The following is a 23,316-nucleotide window of genomic DNA, read 5'->3' on the forward strand; positions in this document are numbered from 1 at the left end:
TCGAGAGGCTTGTTCATGGCCGACCACGCAACCCACGACGCCCAGGCTCGGGCCAGCCTGCACTTGCTGGTGCGGGACATCGAGCGGGTCCGCCGGCAGGTGGACGCACTGCGCACCCTGACCGCCCAGCTGGGCAACGTCTACCGCCCGCGCCGCTCCGGCCCCTCCACGGGCTTCGTCGTCTACGGACGCGCCCCCGCCCCGACCGTACGTCTCGCCCAGGAGCTGCGGGACAGTGTCGAGACCCTGGTCACGGCGGCCGTGGACTTCGACCGCTCACTCGGCTTCTCGTGGGACGCGGTGGGCTCCGCGCTCGGCGTGACCAAGCAGGCGGTCCACCGCCGTTACGGCGCCCGCCGGGCCACGGCCCAGACCGCGGCGGCGGAGCCGGAGCGCACGCCGGAGCCGACCGGCAGCCGCCCGGTCAATGTCACCACCGGCCTCCCCACGGTCCCCGCGGCCCGCTCGATGCCGACGCAGCCCACGGCGGGCAGCCCGGTCCTGCGCGACGAGGCCAGGCCGACGGCCTTCCCGGGCCCGCGCAACGGCTGACGGATCCCCCCGGACCTGCCCTCCCGGACCTCGTCCGGGAGGGCAGCCGCGTTCCGGGGCCGACGCGCCCCGGCTCCCGACTGCCGGCCGAGCGGATCCCGGCGTCCGATGTTCCGCCGACCAGGCCGAGCGGAATCCGGCCCCGGTCAGCTGCCGACCGAGCCGGTGAACCCCCGCTCCCCGGCGTTCCGCCAACCAACCGAGCAGACCCCGCCCCTGACACCTGCCGACCCAGCCGGTGGACCCCAGCACCCGACGTTCCGCCAACCGAACCCAGCAGACCCTGGCCCCCACGTCTGCCGGCCGACGCCGGCCGGAGCCCCGCTCCCGGACGGTCCGGTCAGCCGATGTCGGCCGGATCGATCCGCACCCAGACCCCGGCTCCCGCGCCGCTCCCGCCCGCACTCCCCCGGGCCATCCGCGCGGCCTGCGCGGCCTTCAGCGACGCGGCCAGCGCCGCCCCCCGCCCCGGCGGCACCCGGACCAGCGCCCGGTCCCACTGCTCCCCCGGCGGCGGCGCCCCCGTCCGCCGCGGACGCCCGGCCGCCGTGACGGGCAGCGGCACCGGGCCCAGCACCTCGGCCTCCGGCGGCAGTTCGGCCGTCCGGAGGAAGTCGGCGACCGCCTCCGCCGGGCCCGACACGGCCGCCATCCGGGACACCGGCGGAAACCCCAGCTCGGCCCGCTCGGAGAGCTCCCGCACCGCGTGCCCCACGGGGTCCCACCGGACGAGCGCCTGCACCGGCCGCAGGGTCGGCTCGGCCACGACCACCACCGTGCCGCCCGCGGACTGCGGCCGGACGAGCGAGGCCGCGGCGATCCACCGGCGCAGGGCGTCCTCCCCGGCCCGCAGATCGGGGCGGCCGAGCATGGCCCACCCGTCGAGCAGCAGCGCCGCCGCGTAGCCGCCCTCGGCGACGGGCTCGGCCCCCGGGGTGCTCACCACCAGCGCGGGCGCCCCCGGCACCGTGTCCAGTACGTGCTCGCGTCCCGAGGTGCGCACCGGCACCGCAGGGAAGGCCCGCCCGAGTTCCTCGGCCGTGCGCCGCGCCCCCACCACCGAGGCCCGCAGCCGGAAACCCCCGCACTCCGGGCAGTGCCAGCTCTCCTCCGCGCGACCGCACCAGCCGCAGCACAGGGCGCCGCCGTCCCGCGCCTCCAGGGGCCCGGAGCAGTGCCGGCACCGCGCGGGCGCCCGGCACGCGGCACAGGCCATGCGCGGCACGTATCCCCGCCGGGGCACCTGGACCAGCACCGGCCCCTGCCGCAGCCCCTCCCGGACGGCCTGCCAGGCCAGGGTCGGCAGCCGGGCGGCCCGGGCGGCCTCGTCCCGTGCGAGATCCCCGTCACCGACGGTCCTCACGAGCGGCGCGGCGGCGCGCACCTGCTCCCGCCCGGCGACCAGCGGCCGCGCCCAGCCGCTCTCGACGAGCTGCGCGGCCTCCACCGTGCAGGACCAGCTGCCCAGCAGGAAGGCGCACTTGTCCTGGGCGGCCCGCAGCAGGAGCACCTCGCGGGAGTGCGGCTGCGGGGCGTGCTGCTCGCTGTGGCTGTCGTCCCCGTCGTCCCAGAGGGCGACCAGCCCGAGGTCCTGGACGGGTGCGAACATCGCGGCCCGCGTCCCGACCACCGCCCGCACGGAGCCCCGCCGGACCGCGAGCCACTGCGCGTACCGCTTCTCGGGGCCGGCGTCGGCGGTGAGCACCGCGTGCCGTCCCTGGCCCAGCAGGGCGGTCAGCGCGGCGTCGACCCGGGCCACGGCCCGTCCGTCGGGCAGGACGACGAGCGCCCCGCGGCCGGAGGCGAGCGTCGCCGCGACGGCCCGGGCCAGCTCCTCGCTCCACTGCGGGCCCGGCAGCGCGTTCCACACGGCCCGGGGCGCGCCGCCGGAGGCCAGGGACTCCAGGAAGGCCGCTCCCCGCTCGTACCGCTGCCAGGAGCCGGCCTCGGGTGCCGGGGGCGGCGGCAGGGGCTCCGGCGAGGCACGCCGCTCGGCCCGTGCGTTGCGCGGTGGCACGGCGAGCTGCAGGACGTCGGCGAGGCTGCCCGCGTAGCGGTCGGCGACCGCCCGGGCCAGTCCCAGCAGCTCCTCGCTCAGCACCCGCTCGGGCGACACGACCTGGGCGAGGGCCGCCAGCGGCCCGGAGTAGTCGGACTCGGGCAGCCGCTCGACGAGGAAGCCGTCGATCAGCCCGCCGCCCTCCCGGCGTCCTTCCCGCACCCGGTGCCGCCCGGCCCCGAACCGCACCCGCACCCGCACGCCCGGCTGGGCCTGCTCGTCCAGCTCCTCGGGCACGGCGTAGTCGAAGTACCGGTCGAGGTGGAGCACGCCCTTGTCGACGAGCACCCGGGCTACGGGCAGCTCCCTGGCGAGCGCGGCGCCCCGCCACGTCCGCGGCTTGGCACGCGGCGTCCGCGCCCTGCGCACGCTCTCCCGGATGAGCGCGAGCTGCTCGGGCGGCGCACCCTCGGCGCCGCCGTCCGCCTGTCCGTTCTCGCTGCTCACGCTTGCATTCTTACCAAAGACCACTGACATCAGGCGGCGCCCGGGAGGGCCCGGGGCACGGCGAAGGCCCGGCCCCCGCAGGGGACCGGGCCTTGAGGAGTCGGGGCTGGTTACAGCCCGGCCGCCTTGCGCAGCGCGTCCACGCGGTCCGTGCGCTCCCAGGTGAAGTCGGGCAGCTCGCGGCCGAAGTGGCCGTAGGCAGCCGTCTGGGAGTAGATCGGGCGGAGCAGGTCGAGGTCGCGGATGATGGCGGCCGGACGGAGGTCGAAGACCTCGTCGATCGCCTTCTCGATCCGGTCCGTGTCGACCTTGGCGGTGCCGAAGGTCTCGACGAACAGACCGACCGGCTCGGCCTTGCCGATCGCGTACGCGACCTGGACCTCGCAGCGGGTGGCCAGGCCCGCGGCGACCACGTTCTTGGCGACCCAGCGCATCGCGTACGCCGCCGAGCGGTCGACCTTGGACGGGTCCTTGCCGGAGAAGGCGCCGCCGCCGTGGCGGGCCATGCCGCCGTAGGTGTCGATGATGATCTTGCGGCCGGTCAGGCCGGCGTCACCCATGGGGCCGCCGATCTCGAAGCGGCCGGTGGGGTTGACCAGCAGGCGGTAGTTCTCCGTGTCGAGCTTGATGCCCTCGTCCAGGAGCGCCTTCAGCTCCGGCTCGACCACGAACTCCTTGATGTCCGGAGCCAGCAGCGAGTCGAGGTCGATGTCGGAGGCGTGCTGCGAGGAGACGACCACGGTGTCCAGACGGACCGCCTTGTCGCCGTCGTACTCGATGGTGACCTGCGTCTTGCCGTCCGGGCGCAGGTAGGGGATCGTGCCGTTCTTGCGCACGTCGGACAGGCGCTTGGACAGACGGTGGGCCAGGAAGATCGGCAGCGGCATCAGCGTCGGCGTCTCGTCCGTCGCGTAGCCGAACATCAGGCCCTGGTCGCCCGCGCCCTGCTTGTCGAGCTCGTCCTCGTCGCCCTCGACACGGGACTCGTACGCCGTGTCCACGCCCTGGGCGATGTCGGGCGACTGCGCGCCGATCGACACGGAGACGCCGCAGGAGGCGCCGTCGAAGCCCTTCTTGCTGGAGTCGTAGCCGATCTCCAGGATCTTGCTCCGGACCAGCGTCGCGATGTCCGCGTACGTCTTGGTGGTGACCTCGCCGGCCACGTGCACCAGGCCGGTCGTGATCAGGGTCTCGACGGCGACCCGGGAGGTCGGGTCCTCGCGCAGGAGCGCGTCGAGAATGGTGTCGCTGATCTGGTCAGCGATCTTGTCGGGGTGACCCTCGGTCACGGACTCCGAGGTGAACAGACGACGGGACACAACGCTCCCTGGGGTTGCAGCGGCTGCTGGCTGATCATTGGCGGACGGCGGGGGCTGCACCCGGCGCCGTCCGTGGAACAGTTTATCGGTCACGCTTCGGCCACGGTCCCCCCGTCTCGCCACTCGGGAGTGCTGTGACCTGCGGCACGGGCATTCTGCCCAATGCCGAGCGACGTTGACCAGAGGCGCCACGCCCCGACCGGCCGGGTTTCACGGAGCCGCGAAGCGCCGGAAACATCAGCGCAGGCGCTCGGCGACCAGGTCCCACACCGTTTCGGCCAGGGCTTCCTTCGGTCCGTGCGCCACGGGCGTCTCACTGCCGTCGGCGCCCAGCACGACGGCCTCGTTCTCCTCGGAGCCGAACGTCTTGCGCTCCCCCACCTCGTTCACCACGAGCAGATCGCAGCCCTTGCGCTTCAGCTTGGCGCGGCCGTTGGCGAGGACGTCGTCGGTCTCGGCGGCGAAGCCGACGACGACCTGTCCGGGGCGGGCCCGCTCGGCGGAGATCTCCGCGAGGATGTCCGGATTCCGCACCAGGGTGACCGGCTCCGGCTCCTGGTCGTCCTTCTTCTTGATCTTCCCCGCCGCGTACGCCGCCGGGCGGAAGTCCGCGACGGCCGCCGCCATGACCACGGCGTCGGCGTCGGCGGCGGCCTTCAGCACCGCCTCACGGAGCTGCACGGCCGTGCCCACGGGGACGACGTCCACCCCGGCCGGGTCCGGCAGCGCGCTGTTGGCGGCGATCAGGGTGACGCGGGCGCCCCGGGCGGCGGCGGTGCGGGCGAGGGCGTAGCCCTGCTTGCCGGAGGAGCGGTTGCCGAGGAAGCGGACCGGGTCCAGGGGCTCGCGGGTGCCTCCGGCGCTGACCACGACGTGCCGGCCGGTGAGGTCCGGCTCGCGGACGCCCCGGGCGAGCACACGGCGGCACACCTCGAAGATCTCGGCCGGGTCGGGCAGCCGGCCCTTGCCGGTGTCGGCGCCGGTGAGGCGGCCCACGGCCGGCTCGATGACGAGGGCGCCGCGGCGGCGCAGGGTCGCCACGTTCTCCTGGGTGGCCGGGTGCTCCCACATCTCCGTGTGCATGGCGGGGGCGAAGAGGACGGGGCAGCGGGCCGTGAGCAGCGTGTTGGTGAGGAGGTCGTCGGCGATGCCGTGGGCCGCCTTGGCGAGCAGGTCGGCGGTGGCCGGGGCGACGACGACCAGGTCGGCGTGCTGCCCGATGCGCACGTGCGGCACCTCGTGCACGTCGTTCCAGACCTCGGTGGAGACCGGCTTGCCGGAGAGCGCGGACCAGGTCGCGGCGCCGACGAAGTGCAGCGCGGACGCGGTGGGCACCACGCGCACGTCATGGCCCGACTCCGTCAGCCGCCGCAGCAGCTCACAGGCCTTGTACGCGGCGATGCCACCGCTGACCCCCAGTACGACCTTCGGCTTGTCCACGTCTCTCCCTGTCTCTGCCCGGACCTCGGCGACCGTCCCACCGTACGACTCCATGACACACCACAGGCCCGGCAGTCGACCTGCCGGGCCTGTGGAAAGTCAGCGTCAAGCTGCGACTGCTGCTTACTGCGCCGGGCCCTCGACGGCCTCGGACGTGAGCAGCCCCGCGTTGATCTCGCGAAGGGCGATCGAGAGCGGCTTCTCGTGGACGTGCGTGTCGACGAGAGGACCGACGTACTCGAGGAGACCCTCGCCGAGCTGCGAGTAGTACGCGTTGATCTGGCGGGCCCGCTTGGCCGCGTAGATCACGAGGCTGTACTTCGAGTCGGTGGCCTCGAGGAGCTCGTCGATCGGCGGGTTGATGATGCCCTCGGGCGCGGAGATGGAAGAGGACACGCTCTACCTTCCGATGGATGGGAAAGATTCTGTCGGTTTGATCAGCGAGGACCGGATCGGCCAGCGATGGTCACACGACGTTCATCAAGGCTAGCAGCTCGCGCGCCACGTCCTCGACGGAGGTGTTGACCAGCGTCGTGTCGAACTCCGGTTCGGCGGCCAGCTCGATCTTGGCGGCCTCCAGCCTGCGCTCGATCACCTCGGGCGGTTCGGTGCCCCGCCCGGTGAGCCTGCGCACCAGCTCCTCCCAGGAGGGAGGGGCCAGGAACACCAGCTGGGCCTCCGGCATCGACTCCCGGACCAGGCGGGCACCCTGCAGGTCGATCTCGAGCAGGACGGACTCGCCCTTCTCCAGGCGCTCCGCCACGGCCGCACGCGGCGTGCCGTAGCGGTTGCCGGCGAACTCGGCCCACTCCAGCAGCTCGCCGTTGGCGATCAGCTTGTCCATCTCGTCGTCGGTGACGAAGAAGTAGTGGACTCCGTGCTGCTCGCCGGGGCGCGGCTTGCGGGTCGTCGCCGACACCGAGAGCCAGACCTCGGGGTGTTCCTTGCGCATATGAGCGACGACCGTGCTCTTGCCGACCCCGGAGGGGCCGGAGAGCACGGTCAGCCGCGGACGTACGTCCGGGGGCACGGGGGTCGTCCCCCGGGGTGTTGCAGCCATGCAGCGATTATCCAGCAATCCCGGAGTGCCCGTTACTCGCTTCCCCGGAGTGACCGGTTCAGGAACCGGTGCTGCCGAACTCGCGCTCCAGGGAGGCGATCTGGTTGGAACCGAGGCCGCGCACGCGGCGGCTCTCGGAGATACCCAGTCGCTCCATGATCTGCTTGGCGCGGACCTTGCCCACGCCCGGCAGGGACTCCAGGAGGGCGGAGACCTTCATCTTGCCGATGACGTCGTTCTCCTGGCCCTGCTTGATGACCTCGTGGAGGGAGGCGCCGGAGTGCTTGAGTCGATTCTTGACCTCGGCCCGCTCCCGGCGAGCCGCGGCGGCCTTTTCGAGCGCGGCTGCGCGCTGTTCAGGGGTAAGGGGCGGAAGAGCCACGCCTACGTCACCTCGGATGTCGAACTGTCGGATACGGACCGGTGAGGAACCTAGTCGCCCCACACCTGGGGAGCCACGAGCAACACACACTTGCCCGCTCTCTCGTCGGAGACTAGCGGGCAAGCGCGCCAGAGTCAGCGAGAACAGCGGAAAAGTCCTGGTCAGCCTTCATCTGAACGGACATTTAGGACATACTGCCCCGGATTTGAGGATGTATTCAGACTCAGAGGCCCCCCGGACCACTCACCGGAGGTCTCGCGGTATGGTCTGGACCGCCTAGGCCGCCGTCACGGCGTGCCGGATCTCCTCCGCGAACCGCTCCGTGGCGTCACGCAGAGCGACCACGTCGGGACCGTGGCGTAGCACTCCCCGGCTGACGTTCGGCACGACATTGCGCACGGCCGGGCCGAAGACCGAGGGCAGATCGGCCGGCGTGGCCCCCTGGGCGCCGATGCCGGGCGCGAGGAGCGGGCCGTTGACGGCGAGGTCGTACGTCGAGAGATCACCGAGGGTGGCGCCGACGACCGCGCCGAACGAGCCCAGCGGTTCCTCCCCCGCGTTCTCCGCGGCGAGGTGCGCCAGCATCGTCGCTCCGACGTTCCGGCCGTCGGGACGCACGGCGTGCTGCACCTCGCCGCCCTCCGGGTTGGAGGTCAGCGCGAGCACGAACAGCCCGGCGCCGTTCTCCCGGGCCAGCGCGACCGCCGGGGCGAGCGAGCCGTAGCCGAGGTAGGGCGAGACGGTCAGCGCGTCGGAGAACAGCGGCGCGTCCTTGTGCAGGAAGGACTCGGCGTAGGCGGCCATGGTCGAGCCGATGTCGCCCCGCTTGGCGTCCATGACGACCAGCGCGCCCGCCGCCCGGGCCTCGGCGACGGACTTCTCCAGCACCGCGACGCCGCGCGAGCCGAAGCGCTCGAAGAACGCGCTCTGCGGCTTGAGCACGGCGACCCGGCCGGCGACCGCCTCGACGACCGTGCGGCTGAACCGCTCCAGACCGGCCACGTCGTCGTTCAGGCCCCACTCGGCGAGCAGGGAGGCGTGCGGGTCGATGCCCACGCACAGCGGGCCGCGCTCGTCCATGGCCCGGCGCAGGCGCGCGCCGAAGGGTTCGGGGCCACTCATGCCGTCTTCCTCACGTCGGCGCCCACCGCGTCGGCGAGCGTGGCGTACGGGCTGGTGCGCAGGCGCGCGGCGAGGCCCTTGTGGATCGCGCGGGCGTAGAAGGGGCCCTCGTAGACGAAGGCGCTGTAGCCCTGGACCAGCGTGGCGCCGGCCAGGATGCGCTGCCAGGCGTCCTCGGCGTTCTCGACGCCGCCGACGCCGACCAGGGTGATCCGGTCGCCCACGCGCGCGTAGAGGCGGCGCAGGACCTCCAGGGAGCGCTCCTTCAGGGGCGCGCCGGACAGGCCGCCGGTCTCCCCGACCAGCGCCGGGTCGGACTTCAGGCCGAGTCCCTCGCGCGCGATGGTGGTGTTCGTGGCGATGATCCCGTCCAGGCCGAGTTCCACGGCGAGGTCGGCGACGGCGTCGACGTCCTCGTCGGCGAGGTCCGGCGCGATCTTGACCAGGAGCGGGACGCGGCGCGATGACACGGCCCGGTCGGCGGCCTCGCGGACGGCGCTCAGCAGAGGGCGCAGCGCCTCGGTGGCCTGGAGGTCGCGCAGGCCGGGCGTGTTCGGGGAGGAGACGTTGACCACCAGGTAGTCGGCGTGGGGCGCGAGCCGCTCGGCGGACTTCACGTAGTCCGCGACGGCCTCCTCCTCGGGTACGGCCTTGGTCTTGCCGATGTTGACGCCCACGACCGTCCGGAAGACGGGGGTCCGGGAGGCCAGGCGGGCGGCGACGCGCAGCGAGCCGTCGTTGTTGAAGCCCATGCGGTTGATCAGCGCGCGGTCCTGGACCAGGCGGAACAGCCGCTGCCTGGGGTTGCCGGGCTGCGGTTCGCCGGTCACCGTGCCGATCTCGACGTGGTCGAAGCCGAGCATGGCCATGCCGTCGATGCCGACGGCGTTCTTGTCGAAGCCGGCCGCGAGCCCGAAGGGGCCGTGCATGCGCAGGCCGAGGGCCTCGGTGCGCAGCTCCTCGTGGCGGGGCGCGAGGGCGGCGGCGAGGAAGGTGCGCAGCACCGGGACCCGGGCGGCCAGACGGATCCAGCGGAAGGCCAGGTGGTGGGCCTGCTCCGGGTCGAGCCGTTTGAAGACGAGTCGGAAGAAGATCTTGTACATGGTGTCCTCACGAGGACGTGCTGTCCTCACGAAGAGGGGGACACCGTTTCCGGTGTCCCCCTCGGGGCTGCTAGTCGCGGGCCGCGGTCAGGTGTTCCGCGTGTTCCTGGAGGGAGCGGACGCTCACGTCGCCGCGGTTGAGGGCGTCGATGCCCTGGACCGCCGCCGCGAGCGCCTGGACCGTCGTCAGGCAGGGCACGGAGCGCGCCACGGCCGCCGTCCGGATCTCGTAGCCGTCGAGGCGGCCGCCGGTGCCGTAGGGGGTGTTGACGATGAGGTCGACCTCGCCGTCGTGGATGAGCTGGACGATGGTCTTCTCGCCGTTCGGGCCGACGCCCTCGGACTGCTTGCGCACGACCGTGGCGTGGATGCCGTTGCGCTTGAGGACCTCGGCGGTGCCGGAGGTGGCGAGCAGCTCGAAGCCGTGCGCGACCAGCTCGCGGGCCGGGAAGATCATCGAGCGCTTGTCGCGGTTGGCGACCGAGATGAAGGCGCGGCCCTTGGTGGGCAGCGGGCCATAGGCGCCCGCCTGCGACTTGGCGTACGCCGTGCCGAAGACCGCGTCGATGCCCATGACCTCGCCGGTGGAGCGCATCTCGGGGCCGAGGACCGTGTCGACGCCGCGGCCGTGCACGTCACGGAAGCGCGACCACGGCATGACGGCCTCCTTGACGGAGATCGGCGCGTCGAGCGGGAGCTCGCCGCCGTCGCCGTTCTTCGGCAGCAGGCCCTCCTCGCGCAGTTCGGCGATGGTCGCGCCGAGCGAGATCCGGGCGGCGGCCTTGGCCAGCGGCACCGCCGTCGCCTTCGAGGTGAAGGGGACGGTCCGCGAGGCGCGCGGGTTGGCCTCCAGGACGTAGAGGATGTCGCCCGCGAGCGCGAACTGGATGTTGATCAGGCCGCGCACGCCGACGCCCTTGGCGATGCCCTCCGTGGAGGCGCGCAGCCGCTTGATGTCGAAGCCGCCGAGCGTGATCGGGGGCAGGGCGCACGCCGAGTCGCCGGAGTGGATGCCGGCCTCCTCGATGTGTTCCATGACGCCGCCGAGGTAGAGCTCCTCGCCGTCGTAGAGGGCGTCGACGTCGATCTCGATGGCGTCGTCGAGGAAGCGGTCGACCAGGACCGGCCGGGAGGGGCTGATCTCGGTGGACTCGGCGATGTAGGACTCCAGGCGGGTCTCGTCGTAGACGATCTCCATGCCGCGTCCGCCGAGGACGTAGGAGGGGCGCACCAGGACCGGGTAGCCGATCTCGTCGGCGATGGCCTTGGCCTCGGCGAAGGTGGTGGCGGTGCCGTGCTTGGGGGCGGGGAGGCCGGCCTCCTTGAGGACCTGCCCGAAGGCGCCGCGGTCCTCGGCGGCGTGGATGGCCTCCGGGGAGGTGCCGACGATCGGCACGCCGTTGTCCTTCAGCGCCTGCGACAGGCCCAGCGGGGTCTGGCCGCCGAGCTGCACGACGACGCCCGCGACCGGTCCGGCCTGCTGCTCGGCGTGCACGATCTCCAGCACGTCCTCCAGCGTCAGCGGCTCGAAGTACAGGCGGTCGGAGGTGTCGTAGTCGGTGGAGACGGTCTCCGGGTTGCAGTTGACCATCACCGTCTCGTAGCCCGCGTCGCTCAGCGCGAAGGAGGCGTGGACGCAGGAGTAGTCGAACTCGATGCCCTGGCCGATGCGGTTCGGGCCGGAGCCCAGGATGATGACGGCCGGCTTGGTCCGGGGCGCGACCTCGCTCTCCTCGTCGTAGGAGGAGTAGAAGTACGGCGTCTTCGCGGCGAACTCGGCGGCGCAGGTGTCGACCGTCTTGTAGACCGGGCGGATGCCCAGCGCGTGCCTCACCTCGCGGACGACGTCCTCGCGCAGGCCGCGGATCTCGCCGATCTGCTGGTCGGAGAAGCCGTGCCGCTTGGCGTCGGCGAGCAGCTCGCGGGTCAGCTCGGGCGCCTCGGCCAGCTCGTCGGCGATCTCCTTGATCAGGAAGAGCTGGTCGACGAACCAGGGGTCGATCTTCGTGTAGTCGAAGACCTCCTCGGGCGTGGCGCCCGCGCGGATGGCCTGCATGACGGTGTTGATGCGGCCGTCGGTGGGGCGGACGGCCTGCTCCAGCAGCGCCGTCTTGTCGCCCGGGTCAGCGACGAAGGTGAACTGGCTGCCCTTCTTCTCCAGGGAGCGCAGGGCCTTCTGGAAGGCCTCGGTGAAGTTCCTGCCGATGGCCATGGCCTCGCCGACCGACTTCATGGTGGTGGTGAGGGTGGAGTCGGCGCTCGGGAACTTCTCGAAGGCGAACCGCGGGGCCTTCACGACGACGTAGTCGAGCGTCGGCTCGAAGGAGGCCGGGGTCTCCTGCGTGATGTCGTTCGGGATCTCGTCCAGCGTGTAGCCGACGGCCAGCTTGGCGGCGATCTTGGCGATCGGGAAGCCGGTGGCCTTGGAGGCGAGGGCCGAGGAGCGGGACACGCGCGGGTTCATCTCGATGACGATGACCCGGCCGTCCTCGGGGTTGACCGCGAACTGGATGTTGCAGCCGCCGGTGTCGACGCCGACCTCGCGGATGATCGCGATGCCGACGTCGCGCAGCACCTGGTACTCACGGTCGGTCAGCGTCATCGCGGGCGCCACGGTGATCGAGTCCCCGGTGTGCACGCCCATGGGGTCGAAGTTCTCGATGGAGCAGACGACCACGACGTTGTCGTTCTTGTCGCGCATCAGCTCCAGCTCGTATTCCTTCCAGCCGAGGATGGACTCCTCCAGGAGCACCTCGGTGGTCGGGGAGAGCGTGAGGCCCTGGCCGGCGATGCGGCGCAGCTCCTCCTCGTCGTGCGCGAAGCCGGAGCCGGCGCCGCCCATGGTGAAGGAGGGACGGACCACGACCGGGTAGCCGCCGAGCTCCTCGACGCCCTTGAGGACGTCGTCCATGGAGTGGCAGATGTAGGACCGGGCGGACTCGCCGTGGCCGATCTTCTTGCGGACCTCCTCGACGACCAGCTTGAACCGGTCGCGGTCCTCGCCCTTGTGGATGGCCTCGACGTTGGCGCCGATCAGTTCGACGCCGTACTTGTCGAGGACGCCGTTCTCGTGCAGCGAGATGGCGGTGTTCAGGGCCGTCTGGCCGCCCAGGGTGGGCAGCAGCGCGTCGGGGCGCTCCTTGGCGATGATCTTCTCGACGAACTCGGGGGTGATCGGCTCGACGTAGGTCGCGTCGGCGATCTCCGGGTCGGTCATGATCGTCGCCGGGTTGGAGTTCACGAGGACGACCCTGAGGCCCTCGGACTTCAGCACGCGGCACGCCTGGGTGCCGGAGTAGTCGAACTCGGCGGCCTGGCCGATGACGATCGGGCCGGAGCCGATGACCAGGACGGACTGGATATCGGTGCGCTTAGGCACGCTGGCCCTCCATCAGGGAGACGAAGCGGTCGAACAGGTAGGCGGCGTCGTGCGGGCCCGCTGCCGCTTCGGGGTGGTACTGGACACTGAAGGCGGGGCGGTCGAGCAGCTGAAGGCCCTCCACCACGTTGTCGTTCAGGCAGACGTGCGACACCTCGGCTCGGCCGAACGGGGTCTCGGAGACCTCGTCGAGCGGGGCGTCGACGGCGAAGCCGTGGTTGTGCGCGGTGACCTCGACCTTGCCGGTCGTGCGGTCCTGCACCGGCTGGTTGATGCCGCGGTGGCCGTACTTCAGCTTGTAGGTGCCGAAGCCGAGGGCGCGGCCGAGGATCTGGTTGCCGAAGCAGATGCCGAACAGCGGCGTGCCGCGCTCCAGGACACCCTGCATGACCGAGACGGGGTGGTCGGCGGTGGCGGGGTCGCCCGGGCCGTTGGAGAAGAACACGCCGTCCGGGTTCACCGCGTAGACGTCCTCGACGGTCGCGGTGGCCGGGAGCACGTGCACCTCGATGCCGCGCTCGGCCATGCGGTGCGGGGTCATGCCCTTGATGCCGAGGTCGACCGCGGCGACGGTGAACTTCTTCTCGCCGATCGCGGAGACGACGTAGGGCTCGGTGGTGGCGACCTCGGCGGAGAGGTTCGCGCCCTTCATCTGCGGCGCTTCCTGCACGCGCGCCAGGAGCGCGGCGTCGTCCTGGACGGCGTCGCCGCTGAAGATGCCGACGCGCATGGCGCCGCGCTCGCGCAGGTGACGGGTGAGGGCGCGGGTGTCGATGCCGGAGATCCCGACGACGCCCTGCGCGGCCAGCTCCTCGTCCAGCGTGCGCCGGGAGCGCCAGCTGGACGGCACGCGCGCGGGGTCGCGCACGACGTAACCGGAGACCCAGATGCGCTTGGACTCCATGTCCTCGTCGTTGACGCCGGTGTTGCCGACGTGCGGGGCGGTCATCACCACGACCTGGCGGTGGTACGAGGGGTCGGTGAGGGTCTCCTGGTAGCCGGTCATGCCGGTGGAGAACACCGCTTCGCCGAAGGTCTCCCCCACGGCCCCGTAGGCGCGGCCCCGGAAGACCCGGCCGTCCTCCAGGACGAGTACGGCGGGAGTTTTCACGGCTCCCCTGGTGGAGGTGGTCATCGTTCGGCGCCTTCCCTGGTGTTCTTCTCGATCATGGAATTGATGGTGTCGACCCACGCGGTGTGCTCGGCCGCGTGGTCGGAGCGGAAGCCGGAGTCGATCAGCCGGTCCCCGTGCGCCCAGGTGACGACCAGCAGGCCGCCCTCGGTGAGCACCTTGCCGGCGATGCCCTTGTCGAGCCGGGCCTCGCGCAGCTGCGCCACCGGCACGAAGAAGTCGCTCGCCCCGGGTCGTACGACGTCCAGGCCGGCGTCCGTCAGCGTGAGCTCGGCGCGGCTGCGGGTGCCCAGCCCCCGGGCGACGATGCGGTCGAGCCACTGCCCGGCGGTGGTGGAGCCGTGGTACCGGCCCGTCATGGTCAGGAGCGCGGGGCCCGGGTCGTCCGGGCTGACGGGCAGCTCGGGCAGGTCGCCCTGGAGGGTGCCGCGCCACTTCCAGCCCTCGCGCATCAGCCAGTAGACGAGCGCGACGAACAGGGCGAGGCCGGCGACCCAGCCGATGCGGGCGGCCCAGTCGGTCACTTCCGCCGATTCCTTCTCGGCGGCCAGCAGGAGTACAGGTGTCACGTGAGCTTCCCGTCGACGAGCGTGGCCTTGCCCCGCAGCCACGTGTGCGTCACACGGCCCGGCAGCTCACGGCCCTCGTAGGGGGTGTTGCGGCTGCGCGAGGCGAAGCCCGCGGGGTCCACCAGCCCACGGTATGCCGTGTCGACCAGGGTGAGGTTGGCGGGCTCACCTGCCGAGACGGGACGGCCGTGGCCCGTGGCCTGTCCGATCTGCGCGGGCTTGACGGACATCCGGTCGGCGACGCCGGCCCAGTCCAGCAGGCCCGTGTCGACCATCGTCTCCTGGACCACCGACAGCGCGGTCTCCAGGCCGACCATGCCCATGGCGGCCGCGGCCCACTCGCAGTCCTTGTCCTCGTGCGGGTGCGGGGCGTGGTCGGTGGCGACGATGTCGATCGTGCCGTCGGCGAGCGCCTCGCGCAGGGCCATCACGTCCCGCTCGGTGCGCAGCGGCGGGTTGACCTTGTAGACGGGGTTGTAGGAGCGGACCAGCTCGTCGGTGAGGAGCAGGTGGTGCGGGGTGACCTCGGCGGTGACCTGGATGCCGCGGGACTTGGCCCAGCGGACGATCTCGACGGACCCGGCGGTCGACAGGTGGCAGATGTGGACGCGCGAGCCGACGTGGTCGGCGAGCAGGACGTCCCGGGCGATGATCGACTCCTCGGCCACCGCGGGCCAGCCGCCGAGCCCCAGCTCGGCGGAGACGACGCCCTCGTTCATCTCGGCGCCCTCGGTCAGCCGCGGCTCCTGCGCGTGCTGCGCGATCACACCGCCGAAGGCCTTCACGTACTCCAGGGCCCGGCGCATGATCACGGCGTCGTGGACGCACTTGCCGTCGTCGGAGAAGACGGTGACGCCGGCGGCCGACTCGTGCATGGCGCCCAGCTCGGCGAGCTTCCTGCCGTCGAGGCCGACGGTGACGGCGCCGATCGGCTGGACGTCGCAGTAGCCGTGCTCCTTGCCGAGCCGCCAGACCTGCTCGACCACGCCGGCGGTGTCGGCGACCGGGAAGGTGTTGGCCATGGCGAAGACGGTGGTGTAGCCGCCGGAGGCCGCGGCCCGGGTGCCGGTGAGGACGGTCTCGGAGTCCTCGCGGCCCGGCTCGCGCAGATGGGTGTGCAGGTCGACCAGGCCCGGCAGCAGCACCTTGCCCCCGGCCTCGACGACCTCGGCGCCCTCCGCGGACAGCCCGCTGCCCACCTCGGCGATGGTCCCGCCGTCGATCAGCACGTCCTGCGGCTCGCCGCCGAGCACCTTCGCACCACGGATCAGGGTCTTGCTCATCTGTCTTACTTCTCCTCGGTACGGGGGTGGGTGACGGCGGGCTCGTTTCCACCGAGCAGCAGGTACAGCACGGCCATGCGGATGGAGACTCCGTTGGCGACCTGCTCGACGACGGTGCAGCGGTCGGAGTCGGCGACCTCGGCGGTGATCTCCATGCCGCGGACCATCGGGCCGGGGTGCATCACGACGGCGTGCCCGGGCATCCGCGCCATGCGCTCGCCGTCGAGACCGTAGCGGCGGGAGTACTCGCGCTCGGTCGGGAAGAACGCGGCGTTCATGCGCTCGCGCTGGACGCGCAGCATCATCACCGCGTCTGACTTGGGCAGGGTGCTGTCGAGGTCGTAGGACACCTCGCAGGGCCAGGTCTCGACGCCGACCGGGAGCAGGGTCGGCGGGGCGACGAGGGTGACCTCGGCGCCGAGGGTGTGCAGCAGGTCGACGTTGGAGCGCGCGACCCGGCTGTGCAGCACGTCGCCGACGATGGTGATGCGCCGGCCTTCGAGGTCCTGGCCGAGTCCGGCGTCCGGTCCGATCAGGCGGCGGCGCATGGTGAAGGCGTCCAGCAGGGCCTGGGTGGGGTGCTGGTGGGTGCCGTCGCCGGCGTTGACGACGACCGCGTCGATCCAGCCGGAGTTCGCCAGCCGGTAGGGGGCGCCCGAGGCACCGTGCCGGATGACCACGGCGTCGACGCCCATGGCCTCCAGGGTCTGGGCGGTGTCCTTCAGGGACTCGCCCTTGGACACGCTGGAGCCCTTGGCGGAGAAGTTGATGACGTCCGCGGACAGCCGCTTCTCGGCCGCCTCGAAGGAGATGCGGGTGCGGGTGGAGTCCTCGAAGAAGAGGTTGACGATCGTGCGGCCGCGCAGGGTCGGCAGCTTCTTGATCGGCCGGTCGGCGACCCGGGCCATCTCCTCGGCGGTGTCGAGGATCAGGACGGCGTCGTCGCGGGTGAGGTCGGCGGCCGAGATGAGATGACGCTGCATCTGTCAGGCTCCGTTAGGCAGTTCAAACGGGAGATTCGGGGCAGACGGGCGCGCGGACGCGCGCACTGAGCCGGCGTACGACAGCGGCGTACGCCCGAGGCGCTACTGGGCGTCCGGCTTGGCGCCGAGCAGCACGGTGTCGCGACCGTCCTCCTCGGCGAGCTGGACCTTGACCGTCTCCCGCAACGACGTGGGGAGGTTCTTGCCGACGTAGTCGGCGCGAATGGGCAGTTCGCGGTGGCCGCGGTCGACGAGCACGGCGAGCTGCACCGCGCGCGGGCGCCCGATGTCGTTCAGCGCGTCGAGGGCGGCGCGGATGGTGCGGCCGGAGAAGAGCACGTCGTCGACGAGGACGACCAGCTTGCCGTCGATGCCGTCACCGGGGATCTCGGTGCGGGCCAGCGCACGCGGCGGGTGCATGCGCAGGTCGTCGCGGTACATGGTGATGTCGAGCGAGCCGCAGGGGACCTTGCGCTCGGTGATCTGCTCCAGCTTGTCGGCGATCCGCCGGGCGAGGAAGACGCCCCGGGTCGGGATGCCGAGGAGCACCACGTCGTCGGCGCCCTTGGCGCGTTCGACGATCTCGTGGGCGATGCGGGTCAGTACCCGCGCGATGTCGGGCCCTTCGAGAACGGGCCGGGCACCGGACTGTGCGTCGTGCGTGTCCATATGAAACGGACCTCCTTCTCCGCCTCACGGGACGGACCTTAAAGGACGTCGGGATTGCGCCATCCACGGTAGCAGGCCCTCACGATCCCCCGGACGGCCCCCTCGGATCACCTATTCGGCCCAACGGGGTGCCGATACCACGGAAGAGTCGGTGCGGACCATTCGGCTTGACGCGGCAGAGTAACGCTGCGTAACCTCACAGTGAGTTACCAGCCGCGCGGGCTGGCACCCACGCCAGACGCGTCGACACAGTGCCGGGGAGCTATATGTCCAGCGAATACGCCAAACAGCTCGGGGCCAAGCTCCGGGCCATCCGCACCCAGCAGGGCCTTTCCCTCCACGGTGTCGAGGAGAAGTCCCAGGGACGCTGGAAGGCGGTCGTGGTCGGTTCGTACGAGCGCGGCGACCGTGCCGTGACAGTGCAGCGCCTTGCCGAGCTGGCGGATTTCTACGGCGTTCCGGTGCAGGAGCTGCTCCCGGGCACGACCCCGGGCGGTGCCGCCGAGCCGCCGCCGAAGCTGGTCCTGGACCTGGAGCGGCTGGCCACGGTGCCGGCCGAGAAGGCGGGCCCCCTGCAGCGCTACGCGGCCACCATCCAGTCGCAGCGCGGTGACTACAACGGCAAGGTGCTCTCGATCCGCCAGGACGACCTGCGCACACTCGCCGTCATCTACGACCAGTCGCCCTCGGTGCTCACCGAGCAGCTGATCAGCTGGGGTGTCCTGGACGCGGACGCGCGCCGCGCGGTGGCCTCTCACGAGGAGGGCTGACCGCTCCGCGGGGCCCAGCAGAAACGTGCCGCCGGGGTGGCCGGAACCGTATGGTTCCGGCCACCCCGGCGGCGTTCCGACGGACTCGGCCGTCCCCGGCCGTCGGGTGTGCCGGAGGGCCCGCAGCGTCACCGCTGCGGGCCCTCCGGCATTCCGTCCTGCTGTCTGGCTCAGGCCTCGTCGCGGCGGAGCGAGGGCTTGAGCTCCTTGAGCCGGCCGAGCAGGCCGTTCACGAACGAGGGCGACTCGTCCGTGGAGAACTCCTTGGCCAGCTGCACCATCTCGTCGAGGACGACGGCGTCCGGGGTCTCGTCGACCCAGATCAGCTCGTAGGCGCCCAGCCGCAGGATGTTGCGGTCGACCACCGGCATGCGGTCCAGCGTCCAGCCGACCGAGTACTGCGCGATCAGCTCGTCGATGCGCTTCGCGTGCTCCGCGTAGCCCTCGACCAGCTCCATCGTGTATTCGCTGACCGGCGGCTGGCGGGTGTCCGACCGGGAGTGCCGGACCCAGTCCGCGAGGACCGTCAGGACCTCGGCGCCGCGCTGGTCCCCCTCGAAGAGGATCTGGAAGGCGCGCTTGCGGGCCGTGTTGCGGGCAGCCACGGTTAGCTGTTCACCCGGCCGAGGTAGTCGCTGGTGCGGGTGTCGACCTTGATCTTCTCACCGGTGGTGATGAAGAGCGGGACCTGGATCTGGTGGCCGGTCTCCAGGGTGGCGGGCTTGGTGCCACCGGTGGAGCGGTCGCCCTGGACGCCCGGCTCGGTCTCCTGGACGACGAGCTCGACGGCGGCGGGCAGCTCCACGAAGAGCACCTCGCCCTCGTGCTGGGCGACGGTGGCGGTGAAGCCCTCGATCAGGAAGTTGGCGGCGTCGCCGACGGCCTTGCGGTCGACCATGAGCTGGTCGTAGGTCTCCATGTCCATGAAGACGAAGTACTCGCCGTCCATGTAGGAGAACTGCATGTCGCGCTTGTCGACGGTGGCCGTTTCGACCTTGACGCCGGCGTTGAAGGTCTTGTCGACGACCTTGCCGGAGAGCACGTTCTTGAGCTTGGTGCGCACGAAGGCCGGGCCCTTGCCGGGCTTGACGTGCTGGAACTCGACGACGGACCAGAGCTGGCCGCCTTCGAGCTTGAGCACCATGCCGTTCTTGAGGTCGTTCGTGGAAGCCACGGTTGCGGAATCTCCTGGACTGACGTACGACCCCGGTGCACGCACCTTCCTAGAGGGCGAGCAGCTCCTTGGTCGTGATGGTGAGTAGCTCGGGTCCGCCGTCCGCCTCGGGGCGGACGACGAGCGTGTCATCGATCCGGACACCGCCCCGGCCCGGGAGGTGGACCCCCGGTTCGACGGTGACCGGCACGCAAGCGTCCAGTTTACCCATGGCCGCGGGACTCAACTGAGGGTCCTCGTCGATTTCGAGCCCGACGCCGTGTCCGGTCAGGGCCGTGAGGCCCTCCGTGTACCCCGCGGAGTCCAGGACCTGGCGGGCGGCACGGTCGACGTCCCGGCAGGCGGCGCCGGGTACCAGGCTCTCGCGTCCGGCGCGCTGAGCGGCGAAGACGAGGTCGTACAGCTCGATCTGCCAGTCGGCCGGCGCGGTGCCGATGACGAAGGTGCGGCCGATCTCGCAGCGGTAGCCGCGGTAGGTCGCGCCGAGGCAGACGGAGAGGAAGTCGCCCTCCTCGACGCGGCGGTCGGTGGGGCGGTGGCCGGGGCGTCCGGCGTTCGGTCCGGTGGCGACCGAGGTGGGGAAGGCCGGGCCTTCGGCTCCGTGGTCGACGAGGCGCCGTTCGAGCTCCAGGGCGAGGTGGCGCTCGGTGCGGCCGACGAGGATGGACTCCAGCAGCTCACCGAGGGCCTGGTCGGCGATCTCGGCGCCGATGCGCATGCAGGAGATCTCCTCCTCGTCCTTGACGACCCTGAGCTGCTCGACCGCGCCGCCGATGTTGGCCAGGCGGAGCCGGGGGGCGACGGAGCCGAGGGCTCTGTGCCGGGCCACGGTGAGGTGGTGCTCCTCCACGGCGAGGGAGTCGGCGCCCTGGTCCCGGGCGATGCCGGCCGCCGCGACGGCCGGATCACCGCCCGCGGCGCCGGGCAGGGTCCGGACGCGCAGGGCGTCGTCGGGGCGCTCCTGTGTGGGGCGGTCCGCGGACGCGCCGGCGCACACCAGGAGATCCTCGGTCTTGCCGAGCAGCAGGACGGCGCCGCGCGGGGCGGCGCCCGCGAGATAGCGCACATTGGCGGGGCGGGAGACCAGCGCCGCCGCGCTGCCGCCCGCGTTGCAGTATTCCCTCAGACGCGTCCGGCGGGCCGCGTACACCTCTGACATGACCCGAGCGTATGAGCTTCCCGGGTCCGGCGCCGTTCGGGAGAGGCCGAGTGGGGCAGCGGGACGTCCGGGGGCGGCGCGCCGGTGGGGCGGGCGCGGGTTCTCCCCGTCCCTACGGGGCGTTCACCACTGCGGCGGGCTCGCGATGGACCTGGCCAGGACCTCGTCCAGGACCCTCGCCGTGTCCGGGACGTCCAGCTGGGAGTTGTCGATGATCGGCAGGCCGGATCCATACCAGCCGGCCATCCGGCCGTGGATACGGGCGACCTCCTCGTCCGACAGCCGCCGGTTCCCCGAGCGCTCCGCGTTGCGTTCGAGGACGATGTCCAGACCGGGCAGGAGGACGACCGGCAGCAGGCCGGGCCCCACGTGGCGCTTCCAGCCGCCGAGGCCGACGACCGGCCGGTCGGGGAAGACCGCGTCGTCGAGGATGCACGAGATGCCGTTGGCCAGGAAGTTCCGCGCGGCGAAGCCGCAGGTGCGGCGGGCGAGGCGGTACTGCGCCTCCGAGTTGTCGTTCCACCCGGACTGGGGGTCGGCGAAGCCGGAGCGGACCCACTCGCGCACGTCGTCGAGGCTGATGTGGGCCGTGGGCACGCGGCGGTGGTCCGCCCAGTACTTGGCGACGCTGGTCTTGCCCGCGCCCGCGGGGCCGATGAGCAGGACGGCGAGCGTCGTGCCGGAGGGGTCGGGAGCCGTCGCGGCCGGGGGCGCGCTCGGCATGGCGACCGGGCCGCCCGGCGGCAGCGGCACATGGCCGGTGGTGTCCGGCGGCGGAGGAACGGAGGCCTGGGGAGGCGGCGCGGCCGGTCCGGGCGGCGGCGCGGGATACCCCGGCGCCGGGGGCGGCGGGGGCACGGGCGCGGAGCCCTGGTGCGCGCCCGGGTGGTGAGGACCCGGGTGGTGTGCGGCCGGTGACCAGCCGACGGCCGGTCCGTGCCCCGGCTGATGGGGCGGCGGCAGCGGAGAACCCACTGCGTGCTGCATCCGGTGCCACTCCGTCTCGTACAGGCGATGGGCGCTGACAGCGGGGCGGAACCCGCTGCTACCGAACGGTACCGCCCCCGGTCGTCGATGTGTGAACGGCCGGGGGCGGTCCGAAGTGCCCGGCCCCGTAAGGCGATTTCGGGCGGAAGGCGCGCCGGTGGACTTACTGCCCGACTTCGCCGTACGCGGCGAGGAGCACCGCCGGGTCGGGTCCCTCCAGGACGGTGGGCTTGGCCAGGCCGTCGAGGACGATGAAGCGCAGCAGGTCGCCGCGGGACTTCTTGTCGACCTTCATGGTCTCCAGCAGCTTGGGCCACTGGTCGTGCCGGTAGTGCAGGGGCAGCCCCACCGATTCCAGGATCGTGCGGTGGCGGTCGGCCGTCGCGTCGTCCAGCCGGCCCGCCAGGCGGCCGAGTTCGGCGGCGAAGTGCATGCCGACCGAGACGGCGGCACCGTGGCGCCACTTGTAGCGCTCGTTCTTCTCGATGGCGTGGCCGAGCGTGTGACCGTAGTTGAGGATCTCGCGCAGCCCCGATTCCTTCAGGTCGGACGAGACGACGTCGGCCTTGACCCGGATGGAGCGCTCGATCAGCTCGGCGGTGTGCGGACCGGCCGGGGTGCGGGCGGCCTCGGGGTCGGACTCGATGAGGTCGAGGATGACCGGGTCGGCGATGAAGCCGGCCTTGATGACCTCGGCGAGCCCGGAGACGTAGTCGTTGACCGGCAGGGAGTCCAGCGCGGCCAGGTCGCAGAGCACACCGGCGGGCGGGTGGAACGCGCCGACGAGGTTCTTGCCCTCGGCGGTGTTGATGCCGGTCTTGCCGCCGACGGCAGCGTCGACCATGGCGAGCACGGTGGTCGGGACGGCGATCCAGCGCACCCCGCGCAGCCAGGTCGCGGCCACGAAACCGGCGAGGTCCGTGGTCGCGCCGCCGCCGACCCCGACGATGACGTCGGTGCGGGTGAAGCCGGACTGGCCGAGCGCCTTCCAGCAGTAGGCGGCGACCTCGGCGGTCTTGGCCTCCTCGGCGTTGGGCACCTGGATCGCGACGGTCTCGTAGCCCTGCTCGGCCAGGTCGGCGCGCAGGGCCTCGCCGGTCTCGGCCAGGGCTTCGGGGTGGACGATCGCGACCCGCTTGGCCTTGCCGCCGATCAGGCCGCCGAGTTCACCGAGGAGCCGACGGCCCACCACGACCTCGTAGGGGTCGGTGCCCGCGCTGCCGGCGACCTGGATCCGCGTCACTGCCTCGCTCATGCTTCCTTCAACTCCAGTGCGTCAAGGGTGACTTGGGTGACCTCTTCGGGCGTCCGGCCGTCGGTGGCGACGACGACCGTGGCGACCTCCTCGTAGAGGTGCCGGCGGGCCTCCATCAGCTCGCGCCACTGCTTGCGCGGGTTGACCGCGAGCAGCGGGCGGGCCGCGTTGAGGCCGGTGCGCTTGACGGCCTCCTCGACGTCCATCGACAGGTAGGCCACCCGCTGCCCGGCGAGCAGGGCACGCGTGCCGGCGTCGAGGATCGCGCCACCGCCGAGGGCGAGCACGCCGTCGTGCTCGGCGAGCGCCTTGCGCACGGCTGCCTTCTCTACGGCCCGGAAGGCGTCCTCGCCCTCGTCGACGAAGATCTCGGCGACGGTCCGGCCCTGTTCGGCGACGATGTCGTCGTCGGTGTCCCGGTAGGCCACCCCGAGCCGCCCGGCCAGCAGCTGCCCGACGGTGGACTTGCCCA

Annotated in this window: 22 protein-coding genes; 2 read left to right on the forward strand and 20 right to left on the reverse strand. The window is 72.0% G+C overall.

The window, feature by feature from the left end:
• Positions 1-15 precede the first annotated feature (15 nt).
• Complete coding sequence (locus ACF07N_RS35210; protein ID WP_383334956.1) at positions 16-552, forward strand: hypothetical protein; 537 nt, start codon at positions 16-18, stop codon at positions 550-552.
• Positions 553-892: 340 nt separating this feature from the next.
• Here the strand turns inward: ACF07N_RS35210 and ACF07N_RS35215 are convergent, their stop codons facing one another.
• The 14 genes from ACF07N_RS35215 to pyrR form a co-directional block, all read right to left on the reverse strand.
• On the reverse strand, positions 893-3,058 hold the full coding sequence (locus ACF07N_RS35215; RefSeq protein ID WP_392120829.1) for a primosomal protein N': 2,166 nt from the start codon (positions 3,056-3,058) through the stop codon (positions 893-895).
• Between the two features lie 110 nt (positions 3,059-3,168).
• A complete protein-coding gene (metK, locus tag ACF07N_RS35220) occupies positions 3,169-4,377 on the reverse strand; it encodes a methionine adenosyltransferase (protein ID WP_094056334.1) in 1,209 nt (402 codons plus the stop codon).
• A 237-nt stretch (positions 4,378-4,614) separates the two neighbouring features.
• Positions 4,615-5,817 (reverse strand): bifunctional phosphopantothenoylcysteine decarboxylase/phosphopantothenate--cysteine ligase CoaBC, encoded by a 1,203-nt coding sequence (coaBC, locus tag ACF07N_RS35225; protein ID WP_392120832.1) that lies wholly within the window; start codon positions 5,815-5,817, stop codon positions 4,615-4,617.
• A 123-nt stretch (positions 5,818-5,940) separates the two neighbouring features.
• The gene (gene rpoZ, locus ACF07N_RS35230) at positions 5,941-6,213 is read right to left on the reverse strand and encodes a DNA-directed RNA polymerase subunit omega (protein ID WP_003988945.1); all 273 of its coding nucleotides are present in this window, start codon (positions 6,211-6,213) and stop codon (positions 5,941-5,943) included.
• 70 nt (positions 6,214-6,283) lie between these two features.
• A complete protein-coding gene (gmk, locus tag ACF07N_RS35235; RefSeq protein WP_094056332.1) occupies positions 6,284-6,877 on the reverse strand; it encodes a guanylate kinase in 594 nt (197 codons plus the stop codon).
• Positions 6,878-6,935: 58 nt separating this feature from the next.
• A complete protein-coding gene (locus tag ACF07N_RS35240; protein ID WP_003977346.1) occupies positions 6,936-7,259 on the reverse strand; it encodes an integration host factor in 324 nt (107 codons plus the stop codon).
• Between the two features lie 276 nt (positions 7,260-7,535).
• Complete coding sequence (gene pyrF / locus ACF07N_RS35245; RefSeq protein ID WP_392120834.1) at positions 7,536-8,381, reverse strand: orotidine-5'-phosphate decarboxylase; 846 nt, start codon at positions 8,379-8,381, stop codon at positions 7,536-7,538.
• Positions 8,378-9,484 carry a quinone-dependent dihydroorotate dehydrogenase gene (locus tag ACF07N_RS35250; RefSeq protein WP_392120836.1) on the reverse strand — a complete coding sequence of 369 codons (1,107 nt, stop codon included), beginning with the start codon at positions 9,482-9,484 and terminating at the stop codon, positions 8,378-8,380. The genes pyrF and ACF07N_RS35250 overlap by 4 nt, the downstream gene beginning before the upstream one ends.
• A 70-nt stretch (positions 9,485-9,554) precedes the next feature.
• Positions 9,555-12,863 carry a carbamoyl-phosphate synthase large subunit gene (carB, locus tag ACF07N_RS35255; RefSeq protein WP_392120838.1) on the reverse strand — a complete coding sequence of 1,103 codons (3,309 nt, stop codon included), beginning with the start codon at positions 12,861-12,863 and terminating at the stop codon, positions 9,555-9,557.
• On the reverse strand, positions 12,856-13,998 hold the full coding sequence (gene carA / locus ACF07N_RS35260) for a glutamine-hydrolyzing carbamoyl-phosphate synthase small subunit (protein WP_392120840.1): 1,143 nt from the start codon (positions 13,996-13,998) through the stop codon (positions 12,856-12,858). The genes carB and carA overlap by 8 nt, the downstream gene beginning before the upstream one ends.
• Entirely contained in the window at positions 13,995-14,564 is a 570-nt protein-coding gene (locus tag ACF07N_RS35265) for a hypothetical protein (RefSeq protein WP_392120842.1), read from the reverse strand. The genes carA and ACF07N_RS35265 overlap by 4 nt, the downstream gene beginning before the upstream one ends.
• Positions 14,561-15,847, reverse strand: coding sequence for a dihydroorotase (locus tag ACF07N_RS35270; RefSeq protein WP_383348790.1), 1,287 nt, complete (start codon positions 15,845-15,847; stop codon positions 14,561-14,563). Before ACF07N_RS35270 ends, ACF07N_RS35265 begins: the two co-directional genes overlap by 4 nt.
• 5 nt (positions 15,848-15,852) lie before the next feature.
• On the reverse strand, positions 15,853-16,830 hold the full coding sequence (locus ACF07N_RS35275; RefSeq protein ID WP_392120844.1) for an aspartate carbamoyltransferase catalytic subunit: 978 nt from the start codon (positions 16,828-16,830) through the stop codon (positions 15,853-15,855).
• Between the two features lie 102 nt (positions 16,831-16,932).
• Entirely contained in the window at positions 16,933-17,499 is a 567-nt protein-coding gene (gene pyrR, locus ACF07N_RS35280; RefSeq protein ID WP_383334977.1) for a bifunctional pyr operon transcriptional regulator/uracil phosphoribosyltransferase PyrR, read from the reverse strand.
• A 266-nt stretch (positions 17,500-17,765) separates the two neighbouring features.
• Between pyrR and bldD the strand changes: the two genes are divergently transcribed.
• Positions 17,766-18,269: a transcriptional regulator BldD gene (gene bldD, locus ACF07N_RS35285; RefSeq protein ID WP_030166512.1), complete on the forward strand. Its 504-nt coding sequence runs from the start codon at positions 17,766-17,768 to the stop codon at positions 18,267-18,269.
• 170 nt (positions 18,270-18,439) lie between these two features.
• Here the strand turns inward: bldD and nusB are convergent, their stop codons facing one another.
• The 6 genes from nusB to ACF07N_RS35315 form a co-directional block, all read right to left on the reverse strand.
• Positions 18,440-18,874 carry a transcription antitermination factor NusB gene (gene nusB / locus ACF07N_RS35290; RefSeq protein ID WP_383336634.1) on the reverse strand — a complete coding sequence of 145 codons (435 nt, stop codon included), beginning with the start codon at positions 18,872-18,874 and terminating at the stop codon, positions 18,440-18,442.
• 2 nt (positions 18,875-18,876) lie between these two features.
• Positions 18,877-19,443 carry an elongation factor P gene (efp, locus tag ACF07N_RS35295; protein ID WP_031486831.1) on the reverse strand — a complete coding sequence of 189 codons (567 nt, stop codon included), beginning with the start codon at positions 19,441-19,443 and terminating at the stop codon, positions 18,877-18,879.
• Between the two features lie 49 nt (positions 19,444-19,492).
• Positions 19,493-20,602 carry an aminopeptidase P family protein gene (locus ACF07N_RS35300; protein WP_392120848.1) on the reverse strand — a complete coding sequence of 370 codons (1,110 nt, stop codon included), beginning with the start codon at positions 20,600-20,602 and terminating at the stop codon, positions 19,493-19,495.
• Between the two features lie 123 nt (positions 20,603-20,725).
• Entirely contained in the window at positions 20,726-21,589 is an 864-nt protein-coding gene (locus ACF07N_RS35305; protein WP_383336632.1) for a Pro-rich N-terminal domain-containing protein, read from the reverse strand.
• A gap of 163 nt (positions 21,590-21,752) precedes the next feature.
• Entirely contained in the window at positions 21,753-22,844 is a 1,092-nt protein-coding gene (gene aroB / locus ACF07N_RS35310) for a 3-dehydroquinate synthase (RefSeq protein ID WP_392120850.1), read from the reverse strand.
• A partial coding sequence (locus ACF07N_RS35315) for a shikimate kinase (protein ID WP_392120852.1) occupies positions 22,841-23,316 on the reverse strand: 476 nt, incomplete at its 5' end. The genes aroB and ACF07N_RS35315, both read right to left, overlap by 4 nt.

This window comes from Streptomyces sp. NPDC015242, assembly GCF_043079125.1.
Taxonomy (GTDB): Bacteria; Actinomycetota; Actinomycetes; order Streptomycetales; family Streptomycetaceae; genus Streptomyces.